The organism is Loktanella sp. PT4BL (assembly GCF_003201935.1).
Classification (GTDB): Bacteria; Pseudomonadota; Alphaproteobacteria; order Rhodobacterales; family Rhodobacteraceae; genus Yoonia.
On record NZ_QJJL01000003.1, the window covers coordinates 603,770 to 622,100 of the forward strand.

Annotated in this window: 22 protein-coding genes and 1 tRNA gene; 8 read left to right on the plus strand and 15 right to left on the minus strand. The window is 57.9% G+C overall.

Features of this window, described 5'->3' with window-relative positions:
* Positions 1 to 23 precede the first annotated feature (23 nt).
* Positions 24 to 386 (plus strand): polyketide synthase, encoded by a 363-nt coding sequence (locus tag C7964_RS12835; RefSeq protein ID WP_110280035.1) that lies wholly within the window; start codon positions 24 to 26, stop codon positions 384 to 386.
* A gap of 67 nt (positions 387 to 453) precedes the next feature.
* Positions 454 to 963, plus strand: coding sequence for a copper chaperone PCu(A)C (locus C7964_RS12840; RefSeq protein WP_110280036.1), 510 nt, complete (start codon positions 454 to 456; stop codon positions 961 to 963).
* A gap of 39 nt (positions 964 to 1,002) precedes the next feature.
* Here C7964_RS12840 and C7964_RS12845 read toward each other — a convergent pair whose 3' ends face one another.
* Both C7964_RS12845 and C7964_RS12850 read right to left on the minus strand, forming a co-directional pair.
* A complete protein-coding gene (locus C7964_RS12845) occupies positions 1,003 to 1,398 on the minus strand; it encodes a hypothetical protein (protein WP_110280037.1) in 396 nt (131 codons plus the stop codon).
* On the minus strand, positions 1,395 to 2,597 hold the full coding sequence (locus C7964_RS12850; RefSeq protein ID WP_110280038.1) for a pyridoxal phosphate-dependent aminotransferase: 1,203 nt from the start codon (positions 2,595 to 2,597) through the stop codon (positions 1,395 to 1,397). The genes C7964_RS12845 and C7964_RS12850 overlap by 4 nt, the downstream gene beginning before the upstream one ends.
* Positions 2,598 to 2,679: 82 nt before the next feature.
* On the opposite strand from C7964_RS12850, the gene C7964_RS12855 reads away from it, so the two are divergent.
* The 3 genes from C7964_RS12855 (at position 2,680) to C7964_RS12865 (ending at position 3,941) form a co-directional block, all read left to right on the plus strand.
* Positions 2,680 to 3,075 (plus strand): helix-turn-helix domain-containing protein, encoded by a 396-nt coding sequence (locus tag C7964_RS12855; protein WP_110280039.1) that lies wholly within the window; start codon positions 2,680 to 2,682, stop codon positions 3,073 to 3,075.
* Positions 3,068 to 3,340: a succinate dehydrogenase assembly factor 2 gene (locus C7964_RS12860; RefSeq protein WP_110280040.1), complete on the plus strand. Its 273-nt coding sequence runs from the start codon at positions 3,068 to 3,070 to the stop codon at positions 3,338 to 3,340. Before C7964_RS12855 ends, C7964_RS12860 begins: the two co-directional genes overlap by 8 nt.
* Positions 3,341 to 3,419: 79 nt before the next feature.
* Positions 3,420 to 3,941 carry a MarR family winged helix-turn-helix transcriptional regulator gene (locus tag C7964_RS12865; protein WP_110280041.1) on the plus strand — a complete coding sequence of 174 codons (522 nt, stop codon included), beginning with the start codon at positions 3,420 to 3,422 and terminating at the stop codon, positions 3,939 to 3,941.
* Between the two features lie 158 nt (positions 3,942 to 4,099).
* Here the strand turns inward: C7964_RS12865 and C7964_RS12870 are convergent, their stop codons facing one another.
* From C7964_RS12870 to C7964_RS12915, 10 genes are all read right to left on the minus strand, one after another.
* Complete coding sequence (locus C7964_RS12870) at positions 4,100 to 4,804, minus strand: DUF1194 domain-containing protein (RefSeq protein ID WP_110280042.1); 705 nt, start codon at positions 4,802 to 4,804, stop codon at positions 4,100 to 4,102.
* Positions 4,801 to 5,526: a DUF1194 domain-containing protein gene (locus C7964_RS12875; protein WP_110280043.1), complete on the minus strand. Its 726-nt coding sequence runs from the start codon at positions 5,524 to 5,526 to the stop codon at positions 4,801 to 4,803. Before C7964_RS12875 ends, C7964_RS12870 begins: the two co-directional genes overlap by 4 nt.
* Entirely contained in the window at positions 5,523 to 6,182 is a 660-nt protein-coding gene (locus tag C7964_RS12880; RefSeq protein WP_110280265.1) for a DUF1194 domain-containing protein, read from the minus strand. The genes C7964_RS12875 and C7964_RS12880 overlap by 4 nt, the downstream gene beginning before the upstream one ends.
* Before the next feature lie 26 nt (positions 6,183 to 6,208).
* Complete coding sequence (locus C7964_RS12885; protein ID WP_110280044.1) at positions 6,209 to 6,637, minus strand: VOC family protein; 429 nt, start codon at positions 6,635 to 6,637, stop codon at positions 6,209 to 6,211.
* Positions 6,638 to 6,775: 138 nt separating this feature from the next.
* Entirely contained in the window at positions 6,776 to 7,573 is a 798-nt protein-coding gene (locus C7964_RS12890) for a hypothetical protein (RefSeq protein ID WP_110280045.1), read from the minus strand.
* 277 nt (positions 7,574 to 7,850) lie between these two features.
* A tRNA-Glu gene (locus tag C7964_RS12895) sits at positions 7,851 to 7,925 on the minus strand.
* Between the two features lie 74 nt (positions 7,926 to 7,999).
* The gene (gene recJ, locus C7964_RS12900; protein WP_110280046.1) at positions 8,000 to 9,763 is read right to left on the minus strand and encodes a single-stranded-DNA-specific exonuclease RecJ; all 1,764 of its coding nucleotides are present in this window, start codon (positions 9,761 to 9,763) and stop codon (positions 8,000 to 8,002) included.
* A gap of 71 nt (positions 9,764 to 9,834) precedes the next feature.
* On the minus strand, positions 9,835 to 10,800 hold the full coding sequence (gene glpX, locus C7964_RS12905) for a class II fructose-bisphosphatase (RefSeq protein ID WP_110280047.1): 966 nt from the start codon (positions 10,798 to 10,800) through the stop codon (positions 9,835 to 9,837).
* A 68-nt stretch (positions 10,801 to 10,868) separates the two neighbouring features.
* Positions 10,869 to 12,155 (minus strand): homoserine dehydrogenase, encoded by a 1,287-nt coding sequence (locus tag C7964_RS12910; protein WP_110280266.1) that lies wholly within the window; start codon positions 12,153 to 12,155, stop codon positions 10,869 to 10,871.
* 54 nt (positions 12,156 to 12,209) lie between these two features.
* On the minus strand, positions 12,210 to 12,443 hold the full coding sequence (locus tag C7964_RS12915; protein ID WP_110280267.1) for a hypothetical protein: 234 nt from the start codon (positions 12,441 to 12,443) through the stop codon (positions 12,210 to 12,212).
* 87 nt (positions 12,444 to 12,530) lie between these two features.
* On the opposite strand from C7964_RS12915, the gene C7964_RS12920 reads away from it, so the two are divergent.
* Positions 12,531 to 13,127 carry a TetR/AcrR family transcriptional regulator gene (locus C7964_RS12920; protein ID WP_110280048.1) on the plus strand — a complete coding sequence of 199 codons (597 nt, stop codon included), beginning with the start codon at positions 12,531 to 12,533 and terminating at the stop codon, positions 13,125 to 13,127.
* A 31-nt stretch (positions 13,128 to 13,158) separates the two neighbouring features.
* Positions 13,159 to 13,635, plus strand: coding sequence for a hypothetical protein (locus C7964_RS12925; RefSeq protein WP_110280049.1), 477 nt, complete (start codon positions 13,159 to 13,161; stop codon positions 13,633 to 13,635).
* Here the strand turns inward: C7964_RS12925 and C7964_RS12930 are convergent.
* Genes C7964_RS12930 through C7964_RS12940 form a run of 3 tightly spaced genes read right to left on the minus strand, consistent with a single transcriptional unit; the run spans position 13,632 to position 16,673 of the window.
* Positions 13,632 to 14,237 (minus strand): TadE/TadG family type IV pilus assembly protein, encoded by a 606-nt coding sequence (locus C7964_RS12930; protein ID WP_110280050.1) that lies wholly within the window; start codon positions 14,235 to 14,237, stop codon positions 13,632 to 13,634. The two genes, C7964_RS12925 and C7964_RS12930, sit on opposite strands and share 4 nt — an antisense overlap.
* A gap of 2 nt (positions 14,238 to 14,239) precedes the next feature.
* Positions 14,240 to 14,797 (minus strand): TadE/TadG family type IV pilus assembly protein, encoded by a 558-nt coding sequence (locus C7964_RS12935; RefSeq protein ID WP_110280051.1) that lies wholly within the window; start codon positions 14,795 to 14,797, stop codon positions 14,240 to 14,242.
* Positions 14,798 to 14,810: 13 nt separating this feature from the next.
* Positions 14,811 to 16,673: a Tad domain-containing protein gene (locus C7964_RS12940; RefSeq protein WP_110280052.1), complete on the minus strand. Its 1,863-nt coding sequence runs from the start codon at positions 16,671 to 16,673 to the stop codon at positions 14,811 to 14,813.
* Between the two features lie 361 nt (positions 16,674 to 17,034).
* Between C7964_RS12940 and C7964_RS12945 the strand changes: the two genes are divergently transcribed.
* The gene (locus C7964_RS12945; protein ID WP_110280053.1) at positions 17,035 to 18,288 is read left to right on the plus strand and encodes a sarcosine oxidase subunit beta family protein; all 1,254 of its coding nucleotides are present in this window, start codon (positions 17,035 to 17,037) and stop codon (positions 18,286 to 18,288) included.
* The last annotated feature ends 43 nt before the right edge of the window (positions 18,289 to 18,331 follow it).

Sequence of the window (18,331 nt, forward strand, 5' to 3'; positions counted from 1 at the left end):
GCAGGGGCTATATCGACCGTAACATGCGTCACCTAGCTTATCAGTTCAGCCGCCTTTTTCTGACCTTCGCGGTACTTGTCGCGATGGCGGGTGCGGGTTTCGCGCATCGCTTTGCGACACCCGAGGTCGATGAGAGCCTGCTTGCCTATGTAGCGGCCGGTGGTGCGCTGGGCGATATCTGTAACGATACGGGTCAGGCGGACGCTGGTGCTGGCCACTGTGACGCTTGCCGTTTGGTCTACGGTGCCGTCGTCCCGAGTGCTGCGATACTTGCCCCCTCAGAGCTTGAAGCAAATCTGCTGCAGGTCGCGGGCTATGCCGCACCGGTACCATTTGCACCCGCTGCGAACCCCGCATGTCCGGTGCGCGCGCCGCCAATGGTTTGATCTTTCCCTCACTGAAATGATCAAACACCCGCGGCCCCGGAACGGACCGCACATTGGAGATACTCTTATGAAACTTATGTCCTACGCGGCGGTTGCCGCCCTTTGCGTCTTTGCGTCCACTGCAACCGCACATGAATACAAGATCGGCGATCTTGTGATCGACCATCCGATGGCTTTTGAAACCGCGCAGACCGCGCAAACGGCTGGTGGGTTCATGACCATCACGAATACCGGCGACACAGCGGATCGGCTGCTTGCGGTGGAGGCGGACTTTCCGCGTGTCGAAGTCCACACCACCGAAATGGACGGCGATGTGGCCCGCATGATCCATCTGGAAGAGGGGCTTACACTGCCTGCCGGTGAAACCGTGACGCTGCAGCCTGGCGGCTTTCATGTGATGTTCATGGGCCTTGGCGGTGATCCCTTCGAAGTAGACGAAGAAGTGCCCGCAACGCTGGTTTTCGAGAACGCAGGCCGGATTGAGGTTGTGTTTACTGTCGAAGCGCGTGGCATGAATGATCATGGTGCGATGAACCACGGTGACATGGACCACAGCACGCATCAAATGGGCAACTGATTGCCTGATGGCGGGCCGCTTCTGGTGGCCCGCCGTACCCTAGCCTTGCAGGCGATCCGCCTTTTTGCGCACCAGCACGCTGCGCAGATCATGCATGGCCATCAAGAGATCATCCGTGACCTGTTCCAGCTGCGCATCCGTCGCTTTGGCCTGCGCCCAGTGTGCCGTCAGGTTCAGATGGTCGATTGCGCGATGAATATTCTCCATGTCACGCGCCGCCAGCAGGTTCAGGCGTGCTTTGAGCCAATCGCCGATGACGCGCTCTTCGTCCGCACTCAGCGTGGCGTCGCCTTGTGGTTTGAAATCGCCACGGTTTGTGTTCACGACGGCGATCTGTTCCATCTCGATCCGGCGTTCGCGGTTTGCGGTGTTGATCCGGAACACTGCTGCGCCATTCTCGCGGATGCGGAAATAAAGCTCGGGCAGGTCGGTCATGTCAGGCCTTCGCAGAAGGTGATGATCCGCTGGCAGGCCTCTTTGAGTGCTGCATCAGACGTGGCATAGCTGACACGGAAATTGGGGGACAGGCCAAAAGCCGCCCCAAAGACGACCGCGACACCTGTTTCCTCTAACAGCGCCGTGGCGAATGTTTCGTCATTGTCGATCACCGTGCCTGCCGCCGAGGTCTTGCCGATGCAGCCTGCGATCGACGGGTAGACATAGAAGGCACCTTCGGGTTTCGGGCAGACAATGCCCGGGGCCTTGTTCAGCATCGACACCACCAGATCACGGCGGCGTTCAAAAAGCGTGTTATTCGGGGCAAGGAAATCCTGCGTCCCGTTCAGGGCCTCGACCGCTGCATATTGGCTGACGGAGCAGGGATTCGAGGTGGATTGCGACTGCACCTTGCGCATCGCTTTGATCAGCTCTTCCGGTCCTGCCGCATAGCCGATGCGCCAGCCTGTCATGGCGTAGGCTTTGGAAACGCCATTCACTGTCAGCGTGCGGTCGTAAAGCTGCGGTTCGACCTGTGCGGGCGTGCAGAATTTGAAATTGCCGTAGGCAAGATGCTCGTACATATCGTCGGTCATGATCCAGACATGGGGATGGCGCAGCAAGACGTCGGTCAGCGCTTTCAGTTCGGACCAGCTATAGCCTGCACCTGTGGGGTTGGAAGGCGAGTTGAACAGGAACCACTTGGTGTTTGGCGTAATCGCCGCCTCAAGTTGTTCGGCGGTGATTTTGAAATTCGCTTCCAGCGAAGCCTCAACCGTCACCGGCGTGCCACCGGCCAGAAGCACCATGTCCGGATAGCTGACCCAGTAGGGGGCAGGGATAATGACCTCGTCACCGGGGTTCAGGGTGGCCATGAAGGCATTATAGAGCACCTGCTTGCCGCCTGTGCCGACAGTCACTTGGGCTGGCGTATAGGCCAGATCATTGTCGCGCTTGAATTTGGCGCAGATCGCCTCTTTCAATTCGGGGATACCGTCGACGGCTGTGTATTTCGTTTTGCCTGCCGCAATGGCCGCGACGGCCGCATCTTTGATGTTCTGGGGAGTGTCGAAATCAGGCTCGCCCGCGCCAAGGCCGATCACATCACGGCCCGCGGCCTTCAGTTCGGCGGCCTTTGTTGTGACGGCGATTGTGGGGGACGGTTTGACGCGAGACAGTGTCGCAGAAAGAAAGGTCATAAGATCATCCGGTGGTAAAAAGGCGCTGTCTATGACATAGGATGCAAGACTGCCCCATGGCAAGCAATTGAAGGAGCAACCGATGGCGAGTGATCAGGACTGGTACAGCGAAGAGATTGCCACTTTTGGCGACCGGCTGGCGGGGGCACGTGAGGCGGCAGGCCTGACGCAGCAAGCACTGGCCGAGAAGTTGGGCGTGAAACCGAACACAATTGCGGCTTGGGAGAACGACACCAAGGAACCCCGCGCGAACCGTTTGCAGATGGTATCGGGTGTTATAGGTGTGTCGATGAGCTGGCTCTTGACCGGCGAAGGTGAAGGCCCCGACGCCCCCGATAGCGAAGCCGCCTTGACCAGTGATCTGGTTGATCTGCTGGCCGAGATGCGTGTGCTGCGCGGCCAGATGCAGCAATCGAGTGAAAAACTGGGGCGGCTGGAAAAGCGCCTGCGCAAAGCCTTGAAGGACCAAGATGTCTGAGACACGTGAGACAATGATCAAGCGCCTGCGGATGCGATCCATGCGGCGCGGGATCAAGGAAATGGATTTGATCCTGTCGGCCTTTGCCGACGCGCATCTGGCAGAGTTCTCTGATGAGGGCTTGGCACTCTATGACCGGCTCTTGTCCGAGAATGATCACGACATCTATGGCTGGATTGGCGGACAGTTTCCGACACCCCCCGAGTACCTTGATCTTGTGACACGGATTTCGGCAGAGGCAGAAGGGGTCACGCGGCCCGCATAAAGAGGCGGACTGTGCTTAACCGAATATTGGTTGTTTCGTTTTATCCCAAATTGCGGAGATCAAATGGAGCAACAGATTTATGAGCATTCATACCGATTTGGACGACGTCGGAACGACCGACCTGCCGGGCGCGCGCAGTGTGGCCTTCATGGATTCCTATCTTGATGCCTTGAACCTTGTTGAGCGATTGCACCGTCTGCTGCTTGATGTGATCAAGGATGAGTTTGAACGCGTCGGTCTGCTCGAGATCAACCCTGTGCAGGCTTTGCTGCTGTTCAATGTCGGCGATAATGAGGTCACGGCGGGCGAGCTGAAATCGCGGGGATATTATCAGGGTTCGAACGTGTCCTATAACCTCAAGAAACTTGTGGACGCCGGTTACATGCACCATCAGCGCAGCGAAATCGACCGCCGTTCTGTCCGCGTGCGGCTGACGGAAAAAGGGCGCGGTGTGCACGTTCTGGTGGCGCGGTTGTTCCGCACCCATTCCGAGGGTCTGATGGATCGTGGCGTGCTGGACCAAAAGGGTGTTGAAGATATTACCGGAGCGTTGAGGCGGGTGGAGCGTTATTGGACTGAACAGATCCGCTACATCTATTGATCGCATAGGTTGCGGCAAAAGGTCTTGGTCAGCGCGGTTGATTTGTTTGTCCAGCCGATGTTCCTTTTGCGCGGTGTTATTAACGAGCATTGTGGTTTTGCGGGTCGTCACGGGATGTGGCGGCCCGTGTTCAACATAAGCGGCACCTCTTGCGCCAATCAGTCCGCCTCAGGGGTGACTGCGCCGATGACCAGGCTGGTCAGTTCACGCAGCAGTTTACGTTCCATTGCAGCGGCATAATCCGCAAAGCCGTGTGCTATCTCGACGAAGGCGTCAGGGCCGCGCACGACAGCGTCCAGATAATAGGCCGACAATTCCGCAACCTCGGAAATCCGCCTGTCATCGCCGGATCCAATGACAAGCCCGTTGACCGTTGCGCCGGTCGGGGTGTGGATATGGCCGATATCCTGCGGGCGCGGCCCGGCGTTGTTATACCCGTCCCCTGAAAGATCCAGCGTCCGTTTCCAACATGCGGGGCGTTGTTCCAGAAAAGCGAATCCCGCCAGCAGAGCCGCGCCGATCGCAGTGGTCGGGGCGGCCGGGTTGCGCGGATGGTTGCGCAGGGCCAGTGTCACGCCGGCCAAATCATCCGGTGTCGCAAGCTGTGTCCACGGGACGATAACGGTCTGATCGCTGGGACCGCTCCATTCGTAGATAAGCACATCAATCGGGGCGTCGGGCCCGTCGAAGAGCACGTCACGCACCGCGTCGCTGTTCAATGCGGTGGCCAGGCCATCCATTTGCATGCGGTACTCTACCGCATCCACCGAGCTGGACACATCAAGCCCGAATGCGAGTGCCTGCCGACAGGCGGCTTCGGCAAGTCCGGGCAGCGCAAGAAAGAAAAGGGCAAGGCGGATCATCCGTCCGTACCTTGCCCGGTGTCCATCTGACCAACCGCCAGGGCGGAAAGCTCGCGCACGAGCTTGCGCTCCATCGCGGCGGCGTAGTCGTCGAAGTTCTGCGCCACTTCGACAAAGGCCACCGGCCCACGGATGACATTTTCGCGGTAATAGACTTCGAGATCGGCCAGCGCGGTGCGGCTGACCTGATCGCCAAAAAAGTTGCCCGACCCGACGACGAGCCCGTTGACCGTGACACCTGTGGGGGTCGCACTGTCCGGAATGTCTTCGGGGAGCGGCCCGGTATTGGTTTCGCCATCGCCTGACAAATCAAGGGTGCGGATCCAGCAATCTGCATGGTCTTCCAGATAGGAAAACCCTGCAAGCAATGCCGATCCGACAGCCGTGGTCGGTGCGGGCACGCCCCGTTCATGCGCCCGCAGACGCGCGCTGATGGCCGCGATATCTGCGGGGGTGTTGATTGTTGTCCAAGGTACGATGACCGTTTGATTGACTGGCCCGCTCCATTCAAACACATGCAGGCGGACCGGTGCGTCGGGTTGTAGAAAGAGGATATCCATGACGACCGGCGCGTTCAAAGCGGCGATCACCCCTTCAAGCTGAAGTTCATATTCGGATTGATCGACCGAGCTTGAAACATCCAGACCAAGCGAAAGCGCCTGTCGGCAAGCTGCCTGCGCGATGCCCGGCAAGAGCATCACAAACAGGCATACCCGCATCATCCTTCGGCCTCGCTACGTGCCTGCGCGCGCCCGATAATCTGGGAAGACAGTTCGCGCACCAGTTTGCGACGCATTGCATCCTCGAAATCGGCAAAGCCGTAGGCGACCTCGAGAAAGGCGTTCGGGCCGTAGATAACTTCTGCCAGATAATAGTCGCGGGCGGTGTTGTCCGGCGCGGCGACCGCCAGCCCGTTCACCGTGACCCCATCAAAGGGATAAGCCTTATAGGCGCTCGATGGACCAAAGCCGTCATTGTTGACGCCATCCCCGGCCATATCAATGGTCTGAAACAGGCACGGTGGGGCGGATCGCAGTTTGATGGATGCATAACCCAGCGCATAGCCCATCGCCGTTGGCATATCGCTGACGCTTCTTGTGCTGTTGTTCAACGCCTCTGCCGCCAAGAGCAGGTCGGCAGGCGACCGGATCAGCGTCCAGTTCAAAAGATCGGTCTGGTTATACTTTCCGCTCCACTCAAAGATTTGCAGCGCAACAGGATCGGGGCTGGTGAAAAAGGCCTCTTGCACCTCGGGCGCAAGCAGGGCCGCCGCAAGGCCGCCACGCTGAAGCCGGTCTTCATCGGCATCGACGGAGGATGAGACATCAAGCGCAAGCACAAGCGCAAGGCGGCAGGCCTCAACGGGGGCTGCCGCCATGCAAAGGCAGAACAGGACGCCGGATTTTACCAATGGCCCGTGTTTTCCATGCTGGCCCAAGGTTCGGCCGGAGGCAAGTTGTCGCCTTCCTGCAAAAGTTCGATCGAGATGTTATCCGGCGAACGCACAAAGGCCATATGTCCGTCGCGGGGCGGGCGGTTGATGGTCACGCCATTGTCCATCAGATGCTGGCAGACCTCGTAGATGTTGGACACGCGGTAGGCCAGATGGCCAAAATGCCGGCTGTCCGAGGGCAGTCCGTCATCGCCATCCCAGTTATAGGTCAGTTCAACAGGGCATTCTTCCTGTCCGGGAGGCGCCATGAAAAGCAGGGTGAAACGCCCGGCTTCACTGTCCATCCGGCGTGTTTCTTTCAAGCCGAGGAGTTCGTAAAAGGCGATGGATTTCTCAAGGTCTTTGACGCGGACCATCGTGTGTAGGTATTTCAGGGACATTTGGTGCTCCGTTTCGGTATTGTCTCCCAATAGCCTAGCCCTTCGCGCGGGACAGTAAATGCCCGCGCCGTCATTTTGAGGAATGAACGCGTTTGGCCGCGTTCCTCTCCTGCTGGCCATGCAGGCGGTCAGGTACCGTCAGACATGAGCCATGACCGGCAGGATATCGGGGGTGTCGGCATGCGTCTCACTGGTTCCGGTATACCATGTCGTCAACAAACTGATCCGCGGTGCATCCCCGAGTTTTGTTTTGTCCACGCGTTCAAACCCGTGCCAGCCCGGGCGCTTTTTGCGGCCGTTCCCCGAAAAGAAAATACCGCTATTGGGCAGAAACGGTGCGCGGCGCAGTTCACGATGGGCCGGACGAAACGGCCTTTGCCATTTTGGGGCATAATCATAGAGCGAAGTACCCAGACCATCGAGGCTGTCGTCCGCGGGCAGGTAAATGAGCATGGTCGCAACCCGGGGCAGGTCGTCAAAATGTGGCGGCATATAATAGGATTCGGTCTCGAAACGCAGCGCTGTGCTGACAAAGACCTTTTGATTGTTGACCTGTGATTTGTCGACGTTCAGGACAGGTGCGAGGTCTTCGGCAAGCCCGTCAAAAACCGCTGATTTCACCTTATCCGACATGATTGCCGCGCCTACCGCCCACCAGAGGCTTTGCTGGTCTTTGCTGATCCGCGCGACACCAATTTCGGGCAATTCAATCAGATCGCGGGTTGAAACGCCGTCCTTGTCATGGAAAAGCTCAAGGCTCATTGGGCGAAATGCATCTCGTGCTGGAATGTTTTGCAGCATGCGCTGGTAGACATCGTCCGGAAAAAGCCCTGACAGCATGGCATGTTGGCAAGGGACTGTGTCGACTGCCGAGGCTCTTATCGCTTGCGCCATATGATCGGCAATGCGTGCGCACAGTTTCACGTCGGTTTCCATTGTCTTATTCCTTTGTGAAATGGCTTTTGCGCCTTCACGGGTCCAAACCAACCACGCCTAACGCTTTTGTGCAAAAGTAGCCCTGTGATATTGGGGAGAGCAAGCGTTTTAAATGGAAGGCCTGGGGGTTGGCGGAACACTGAAAGGCATGCGGGCGCTTATTCAGTGCTGCTCTGTAGATGGAGAAAGCAACGGGCGCAGACATGAAAAATCATCTGCGCGTTATTTTTCGCGCAGCTGGTACAGCGTTCGCCTCAATCATTTTTCGGAGAACCAATGGCAGTCCCTAGGGGAATCGAACCCCTCTTTCCAGGTTGAAAACCTGGCGTCCTAACCGATAGACGAAGGGACCGCAGTTGGTGTGGCGCTTTTAGGGAAACCACGCGGGGCGCGCAAGAGGCTTTTTTCGTTTTTTGCAGGCTATTTTCAGTGGGCGGGTGCGGCGTCTTCAAGCCTTAATTGCACGGACTGGCGGCCTTGCCAGCTGTTGATTTCAAGCCGCCCTGCCAGGTGGAACCGCGCGCCGTTATGATTGAGCAGCATTGGCCCCAGTGGCCCGTCCATGGCGCCGAAACTGATTCCGTCAATCCGTCCGCCTAAACCGTCACCGAAGCTGATTTTCAGATGGTTCGCGCCCACCTGTTTGGCAAAGTGGATCTGGCAATCGGGGAAGGCAAAACGTGGGGCAGGGGCGCCTGCGCCGAAGGGGCCTGCGTCCTCAATCTGGTTGATCAGGTCCACAGTGGCGGCACCGGGCATCAGGATGCCGCTGATAGTAAGGTCTGCGGGGCCTATGTCAGCGGCCCCCTGTTTTGCGAGAAGGTCGCCCAAACGCGCCATGGCTTCATCGAGCTTGTCGCGCGCAACGGTCAGGCCAGCCGCCATTTTATGCCCGCCGCCTTTGATCAACAGCCCCTCTTGTGCGGTGCGCTGGATCGCGGCGCCCAGATCAACTCCGGATACCGAACGGCCCGAGCCTTTGCCTTCATTGCCGTCCAGCCCGATGACGATGGCAGGGCGGTTGGTGGCCTCTTTCAGACGTGCGGCGACGATGCCCACAACACCGGGGTGCCAGCCTTCGCCTGCGGCCCAGACCAGCGGCCCGTCAAGCCCGCGTGCAGTGGCTTGCTCCAGCGCCATATCACGCACCTGCGCTTCGACCTCGCGGCGCTCTGTGTTCAACTGATCCAGTTTGGCGGCCATCGATTCGGCTTCATGCCGATTGTCACAGGCCAATAGCCGCGCGCCAAGGTCGGCTTTGCCTATGCGCCCGCCGGCGTTGACGCGGGGGCCCAGCAAGAACCCGAGGTGATAGCTGGTTGGTGCCTGGTCAAGCCCTGCAACATCGGCAAGAGCGGTCAAACCGATCCGGTTGCGCCGCGCCATCACGGTCAACCCTTGGCGCACAAAGGCGCGGTTCACACCGATGAGCGGTGCCACATCGGCCACGGTCGCCAGCCCCACAAGATCAAGCATCGCCATTAGGTCAGGGCCTTTGTGACCCGCCTCGCGGAGTTTCCGGTTGGCATCAACCAACATCAGAAACACGACAGCCGCCGCGCAGAGATGCGCAAGATCGCCTGTCTCGTCCTGCCTGTTGGGGTTCACGACCGCCACCGCATCTGGCAGGGTCTCGCCGCCTAAATGGTGGTCGAGCACGATGACATCGGCGCCTTTGGCCGCCGCAATCGGCCCATGCGAGAGCGTGCCGCAGTCGACGCAGACGATCAGATCGTGGTCGCGCGCAAGGGCGGCCATGGCCTCATCATTGGGGCCGTAGCCTTCGTCAATCCGGTCGGGCACATAGAGCGTGGCCTGCCGCCCCATATCGCGCAGCCAGCAGATCAGCAGGGCCGCCGAGGTGCCGCCGTCCACGTCATAATCCGCGAAAATAGCGATGCGCTCGTTCTTGTCCAGCGCCTGCAAAAAACGCGCTGTCGCCGCATCCATGTCTTTCAGAACGCGCGGGTCCGGCAAAAGGTCACGCAAGGTCGGCGCAAGAAACCCGGGGGCATCTTGTGCGCTGACACCGCGCCGCACCAGCACACGGCAAAGCGGGGCGGGCAGGCCGGTTTCCTGGGCCATCGCCTCTGACAGCCGGTCCTCTTCCACGCTGGGACCAACCCAGCGGCGACCCGTGGCAGAGGCGGTGACATTCAGAAATGCAGGTTTATCTAGGGGTGTATTCATCACATGACACACTATGCGGTGTGCCAGCGTTTGGCCACGGCTTCCTGCGCATCGTAGCGAAAAATCCGCGTCTAGCTGGTTGGGTTGCGATAGATCATGCGCCGCACCGATCCGGTCTTGGAGCGCATCAGGATCGTTTCAGCGGTGACAAAGCCCACCTCGCGTTTGATCCCCGGCACGAGCGATCCGTCGGTCACGCCCGTGGCGGCAAAGATCACATCGCCTGTCACCATATCGTCGCGTGTATAGACGCGGTCAAAATTCGTGATGCCTGCTTTCTTCGCGCGGCCACGTTCGTCATCGTTGCGGAACAGCAAACGGCCGAAAATCTGCCCGCCCATGCATTTCAGTGCCGCTGCTGCAAGAACACCCTCGGGTGCTCCGCCGGAACCCATATACATATCAATGCCCGTCACGTCGGGTTCGGCGCAATGCATCACACCGGCCACGTCGCCGTCAGTGATCAGGCGGATTGCGGCACCGGTGCTGCGGATTTCCGCGATCATGTCTTCGTGGCGCGGGCGTTCCAGCACACAGACGGTGATGTCATTGGTCGAACAGCCTTTGGCGGCGGCCAGCGCCGAGACACGCTCGGAGGGCGACATATCAAGGGTCACAACGCTGGGGCGCAGGCCGGGGCCGACGGCGAGCTTGTCCATATAGACGTCAGGCGCGTGCAGCATCGATCCGCGCGGCCCCATCGCGATGACGGCCAGCGCGTTGGGCATGTCTTTGGCGGTGAGTGTCGTGCCTTCCAGCGGATCAAGGGCGATATCCACGCCGGGGCCAGTGCCAGTGCCCACTTCCTCACCGATGAACAGCATGGGTGCCTCGTCGCGTTCGCCCTCGCCGATGACCACGACGCCTGCGATATCCAGCTTGTTCAACTGGGTGCGCATGGCATCCACCGCGGCCTGATCTGCCGCCTTCTCGTCGCCGCGTCCGATCAGCGGGGCGCATGCGATGGCCGCAGCCTCGGAGACGCGGGCGAGGCCGAGAGACAGGTTGCGGTCGTTGAAATCAAGTGCGGCGGGCATCAGTAAAGTCCTTTTGTAACGTACCCCACCTAAAGCCTGTCCGCGCCCGGGCTACAAGCCTGTTTGCGCTAAACTGCTTCGATGCGGATTGCGACAGGGGTGCCGCTGACCACGCCGGTGGATTTGAAATCGGAAAGCGCCTCTTCCAATGCGGTGCGTGTCGTCTTGTGGGTGACGATCAGAACGGGTGCTGTTGTGTCCGTGTGGTCGTATTGGCGCATCCGGTCGATCGAAATGCCTGCTTCGCCCAAGGCGTGCGCGACTTTTGCCAAAGCCCCCGGTTTGTCGAGCAGTTTCAGACGCAAGTAATAGGGTGCGGGTACAGCCGCGCGCGCGGCGCGTGCCTTGCGCAGGGTGTTCGCGGGCTGGCCAAAGGTCGAGATGCGGCATCCGCGCGCGATATCCATCACATCGCCCATGACGGCACTTGCAGTAGGGCCTTCGCCCGCGCCGGGGCCGCGCAGAACGATCTGGTTGACCGCGTCACCTTCGAGCACGACCATATTGGTGCCGCCCTGCAGCTGGCCAAGCGGTGATGTGTCGGGGACAAGGCAAGGCGACATCCGCTGTTCCAGACCGCGACCTGTCATTTGTGCCACGCCCAGGAGTTTGATCTTAAAGCCCATGTCGGCGGCCTGATGGATGTCCTCGATGGTCACCGAACCGATCCCTTCAAGCTCGACCGAGTCGAAATCAACCTGCGTGCCGAAGGCAATAGAGGCCAGAAGCGCGAGTTTGTGACCCGCATCAATGCCGCCCACGTCCAATTCGGGATCGGCTTCGAGATAGCCCAGTTGATTGGCCTCTTCGAAGACGGCCTCATAGCTGAGCCCCGCATCTTCCATGCGCGTCAGGATGTAGTTGCAGCTGCCGTTCATCACACCCATGACGCGGGTGATTTCATTGCCCGCAAGCCCTTCGGTCAGGGATTTGACCACGGGGATACCCCCTGCGACAGCCGCTTCAAAGCGGATCACGTGCCCTGCGGCCTCGGCCGCTTCGGCGAGCGCCTGGCCGTGGATGGCAAGCAAGGCCTTGTTGGCGCTGACGATGTCTTTGCCAGTGGCAATGGCCGCTTCTGTCGCGTCTTTGGCAGGGCCTTCGTGGCCGCCCATCACTTCGATGAAAAGATCAATGTCGTCACGTTTTGCAAGGGCGACGGGGTCGTCCTCCCATGCATAGGCGGACAGGTCCACGCCGCGATCCTTGGTTTTGGACCGTGCCGAGACCGCGACGATCTCTACCGGGCGGCCTGCGCGCAGCGCCAGCAACTCCCCGTGTTTTTGCACAATCCGGACAATGCCCACACCCACGGTGCCAAGTCCCGCGATCCCAAGGCGAAGTGGTGTTGTCATCTGCATAAATCCATCGTTGTGCTACGTCAGCACGGGTCTAGCGAATGCGCGCGGCTACTGCAACGCGCCGATGTCAATCTGGCGCAGTTGGTCAGCACGGGCCTGCAATGCCGCGATCCGGGCCTGCAAATCGGCGTCCTCAGCGGCAGAAACGGGCGGCAGTGATGGAAGCTGTGTCAATGTGGGGTAGGGCGCCTGTCTTGCGGCATCGCTGATCGTGCCGTCCAGCGCCGGAAAAGTGGCGCAGGCGGGGATCAGCAGAAAGGGAAGGGGCCAAAGGTGACGCATGATTGCCACCATACCTGCGGTCGCAGGGCGGGGGCAACTGCCGATGAGGGGTTTCCAAATGAACAAGCGTTCAGTTAAATGGCTGTTATGGCACGCAAGCAAGGTTCCCACTCTGATATCACCGGCCCAAGGGTGCGCGATGCGGCGTTGCGACTGATCGCACGGCACGGCTATGCGGCGGTGTCGATGCGCCAGATCGCGGCGGAAGTCGGCATTCAGGCGGGCGCGCTTTACAACTACACGCCGGACAAACAGACGCTTCTGTTTGACCTGATGCAGGGTCATATGACCGATCTACTGGCCGCGCTGGAAGCGGCTGATTTGCAGGGCAACAGTCTTGCGCGGCTGGAAGGGTTCACACGGTTTCATATCCGGTTTCATCTGCCGCGCCCCGATCAGGTGTTTGTGTCCTATATGGAACTCCGCAACCTGACGGATGACAATTTCGCAGCCGTCGAGGCGCTGCGACGGGCCTATGAGGATGTGCTTGAAAACATCCTCCGGGATGGCGAAGCCGAGGGCGTTTTTGCTGTGCCTGATCCGCGCATTACCACAATGGCGCTGATTGCGATGCTGACAGGGATCAGCAATTGGTATCGTGCGGGCGGGCGGCTTGAGAGCGACAAAATTGAAGCGATCTACTGGGACATGGTCCGCCGTGCCGTGACAGCCTCTGCAAGGTAGGATAAGGCCTCTGCAGTGACGGAGACAAATCATGTTCCAACCAGATGAAAACGGGGTTCTTGCGGTCGTAGAGGCCTCGCCCGCGCGCCGCATTTTTGCCTATGGTGTCCTGTTCGGCTTAGGGGCGCTGGTGGTTTATCTTACGCTTCTGCACCCTCCCGCGTTTCACTGGATGGTCTTTATGCTGGCGTTCGGTGTTCTGATGCTCTGGCAGGCCGAGCGGCTCCGCCGTGCGACCCATGTGACCATCGCGCTGACGGAGACAGAGTTGCGCGATAGCACCGGCACCGTTCTGGCGCGGATTGATGATATTCGCAGCGTTGATCGGGGCGTTTTTGCCTTCAAACCGACAAACGGGTTTACCTTGGTGCTGCACAACAAAACGCCCCGCGCATGGCTGCCGGGGCTTTGGTGGCGCTTTGGGCGCCGTGTTGGTGTGGGTGGCGTGACAAATGCCGGTCAATCCAAATTCATGGCTGAACGCATCAGCATGATGATCAAGGATTAACCCGGTCCGCAGAGGGGCGGGTTACTGTTTCTCTCAAAGCAAAGCCTTACGCCACGTGGACGGATAATCATATCATTCGTGAACGTCAGGTCTTCCAGATTGGTCACGGTGAAAGGGCCCAAACCAATATTGAATGGCGCATCATATTCCGTGCGCGTCTCAATATAGATGTTCTGGTCAAAGTTATCCATCGGGGGCAGGCGGCCTTCTGCCCTAAGGTCTGCAAGGTCTGCATTCGTCAAGTTTTGCGCTATGCCGGCGCCGCGTCTGCGCGACCAAACAACCCGGAATTCGTCATCAGCCTCGTTATAAGTGTAAACTGTCACCCTGAAGTCTGGATCATTTTCCTCAAATGTAAGAGTTTGCAGAACACTTCGCGCGCTGTTCATAAAAGTGTTGTTCACACTGTCCTCACGGCTGAACATTTCGGCCAGCGTGATTGTCGCGCGGACGGCGTTCGTTTCAACACGGAACACGTCAAAGTAGACGAATGTCGACAAAAAGACCCAAACCAAGATCGGGACGACCAGCAGCAGTTCGATTGCCATTGATCCTTGTTCGTCATCGCGAAAGGCGCGGAAGGATGATGCAATTCTCTTCATGATTAATTGTTCCGGAAAGGTTCAACGACGAAAGCACCGGTGGCGATCAATGCATAGGATTCGCCCGCGGCCGTATCACCCGCATTTGCTTCTATGAATGCCTTTCCTAAGGCGGAAGATGGCAAGAAGGGGTCAATACGGATGCAGGCCCGCAAGAACATCAGCTCATTGTTGCCTGTCGGATCAATTGTGCCGCCATATGCCGCGTCCAGGTCGCCCCGGTCGACACAGCGTACATTCGCATCAAGCGGCACCCAAGCCGTCCTTGGGTCACGCTGCACCAGTTCGATTTCGAGCTGTCTGATGCAGTCTGGCAAAATGCGGGCTGCGTCACAGATCCGCGTACGCAGGTTGTCGCGGTCCGGGTTCGTGATGACGCCGATGCGTATCTCGCGGACCGTTACGTCAACTCCATGTTCAAGCATCACTTGCCGTGCGGAATAGACCCCTGACTCATAGGTCATAAGGAAGAAGCCGAAGAAGACAGGGAACACCAGCACAATCTCAATCGACGCGGTTCCTCGTTCGTCTTTCAAGAAATTTTGCAGCAGAGTTTTCATCGCGAATGTCCCATTACAATGCCAGACGCAACGCTGTGATCTGCTCTGCAATCTTCCGGAATATCTCATCCAGTCCAGGTTCGCCCGGATCATTCGTGATGGTTGACTGGAATGCGTTGCCTTCCTTGCTTGCGCAATCCCGCATTGTCTCGTTGAAAAGACCCATCGAGATTGTGTAGACCTCGGTCACCTGATCCCCGGCCAGTTCACAAATGTCACTCAGTTTTTCATTGAGGTCTTCTTCGCTACCGATCGATTCCGTGATGTTGTTAAGGTACCAGACGCAATCGCCTCTACTATAACAACCGGCTGTTGCAGTCGTTGAATTGTCGTCATCAATAACAGGGTAGTAGTTTGCGGCATGCTCCGACAGTCCGAAACGTTCATCATATTCGTCATACCGCTCAGGTAGTATGCGTTGTGATGAAACTGTTTCACCATCCGTCATGATAACGACGTACTTTGACGTTGTACGGTCAGTATAATCGGCGGGGCGTCTGCCGCGAAATGCGTCATCCACGGTCTGGATACCGCCGATCAGATCGCGCATGGACGGATCCAGCAATGAAACGCCCCACTTCATACCCCGGTGGATCGATGTATTTTCGGTAGGGTAGAAAGAGTTAATTGCAGCCTGCAGTTCCTCGACATCCTGTGACATCAATATGATGCCATGAGATTCTTCAGGCGAGCATGGTTCTCTAGAAAAACTAGGGCCGCTCGGTTCTGGCCATCTGGGCCGCGAGTAGAAGTCCACCCATTCGACTTGTTCGTAAACGCGGTTCACGTCAAACGTGAGCGTTTCGTATTCGTCGTCCTCGAATGTGATACAGCGGGACGGGTTTGTGAAAACGTCAAACCCGCCAGCCCATTCCACGTTTACCGGCTGATCCCAAGGTGCTTGAAGCGTTGCGCCTTCGGTGCCAGCCGGTACTTCATTGCCGTCTGCGTCGACCCAAATGTAAGCAGGCGGGGCTGCATAACCATCTTCGATCGCGCCGAATGAACTGCCAATGACATCATTCTCATTGATGGAGTCTGGCGTTGTTCTGAGAGCCATATAAAGGTCATCGCGAAGCCGTACGTGCTGAGAGTAGGCAATCAGGTTGATTGAGACACGGTCCTCATATTCAGGAAGCAAAAGGTCTTCGATAAACTGGTTTGCTGCTTGCTGAAGAAAGAACATCCTCGTTTCCGTACCTTCATCAGTCAGGATATTGCCGTCGGAGTCACGGATCGGATCACCGTTTTCATCACGGCGATAGATCGGACCCTCCATCAAACGTCCCATCGAACCTGAAATATCGAGGACAAGAGATACCTCAACATTGCCGGTTCCTTCGACCGCGCTTGCCCTTGCGGGCGCCGTCAAGGTATCCATACCGATGAGGCGCAGGTAGAAGGTGTCCATATCGATCTGAGATGAGAGCCGGATTTCACTGCCGCTTGCTGTTTTCTCGATAAATGGCTCACCAACGATTGCGTCAGCGTAGCCTTCGGCGGTAAAGAAGTCTGTCAGGACAGCTCCAGCATCGCGCTCTTGGTTGAGGTTCGCAGCAGCCAGAACGGCGCGGTCCGAAACGCTCTGCAGCTTTGTCCGCTCGGACTCAAAACGCATGAAATCGACGGCCATACCGCCGACGACCAGCATCGAGATAAGCAAGATGAGCGTCAGGACAATCAGACCACCATCCTCGTCCTTCTTGAACTGGCGAATAAAAGCGAGTTGTTCCAGATAGGCACGACGCGTTTCTTGTAGCTTTTTGAGCTTGTTTTCACGGTTCTTAAAATTCAACATCATCAGATCCCCAGGCGTTCGGCGCATCAATGTGGCGCTGGCAGGCTTTAAACTCGTATTTATTACCACATTCAGCATTTTGATGTGGCAAAAAAATGGCGAGGTGCTGTGGCGCGCCTAATGGGTCGCATGTTGGTTGATACAGTTCAACGTTTCATCGGGTACTGTAATTTTTTCGGAAACAGTGGGCGGAATTGTGAGGCCAAAAGACCACAAAATGAGCGACAAATGCATATTGCCTGCGGCATGACCGTGAGGGGAGCGAATCGATTTCATCTGAAAATACGGGGTTTTGATCCATTGTATCATGCCGGCCAAAAGCGTGTTTTTTGTGGTGCTGCTACCTCAGGGTCGCTGGCCAGCGTCGCAGTGTCGAAAAGGAGATATGCAACAGGTCCTGCCCCTTGCTAGGCTTACCTAGGACCAGAAGGGATGGGGCATGGGATATTCCGGCTTTCGCGTGATCAAAGAGGGGTTGTTTGGCCAGAAAGGCTGGAAGCCGGTTTGGCGCGATCCTGCACCGAAAGCGGCGTATGATGCGGTGATCATCGGTGGTGGAGGGCATGGGCTATCGACCGCATTCTATCTGGCCAAAGAGCACGGAATGACCAATATCGCTGTGCTGGAAAAGGGTTACATCGGCGGCGGCAATGTGGGGCGCAATACGACCATTGTGCGCGCGAATTACTTCCTGCCCGGCAACTCTGAATTCTACTCCCATTCGCTGAAAATGTGGGAAACATTGGAGCAGGAGTTGAACTACAACGTCATGCATTCGCAGCGCGGGTTGATCAATCTGTTCCATTCCGACAGCCAGCGTGATGCCTTTGCGCGCCGGGGCAATGCGATGATCAACCAGGGTGATGATGCGATCCTGTTGGACCAAGACGGCGTGCGCGAATATCTGCCCTATCTCGACTTCGACAACGTGCGCTTCCCGATTTATGGCGGCCTTTACCACCCGCGCGGTGGCACGGCGCGCCATGATGCGGTGGCTTGGGGCTATGCGCGCGGCGCGGACCTGCGCGGCGTTGATATCATCCAGAACTGCGAGGTTACTGGCATTGATATCGAAGGCGGTGTCGTGAAAGGCGTGCAAACCACGCGCGGGGCGATCAGGGCCAAGAAAGTGGGCATTGTGGTTGCCGGACGTTCAAGCCAGGTGGCAGCGATGGCGGGGATGCGATTGCCCATAGAAAGCCATGTTTTACAGGCCTTTGTGACCGAGGGGCTAAAGCCTGTGATCGACCATGTTGTCAGTTTCGGAATGGGACATTTCTACATCAGCCAGTCCGACAAGGGCGGGCTGGTTTTTGGCGGCGATATTGATTTTTATGCTTCTTACGCCGCACGGGGCAACCTGCCGATGAAAGAGCATGTGATGGATGCGGCGATGACCCTGATGCCGATGATCGGCAAGGCAAAGGTGCTGCGGTCCTGGGGCGGAATCATGGATATGACGCCGGATGGATCGCCCATTATCGACAAAACGCCAACGGAGGGGCTCTTTATCGATTGTGGCTGGTGTTACGGCGGGTTCAAGGCTGTACCCGGATCGGGGTTCAGCTTTGCGCATCTGATGGCGACCGGTCAGCATCACGCGCCTGCGGCAAAGTTCCGGTTGGACCGGTTCCGCACTGGTGCGGGCTTGATGGATGAAGAGGGCACGGGCTCTCAGCACAACCTGCACTAGAGGCTGGCATGATGGGTTTGAGTATTTATGGCGAGATGATGGG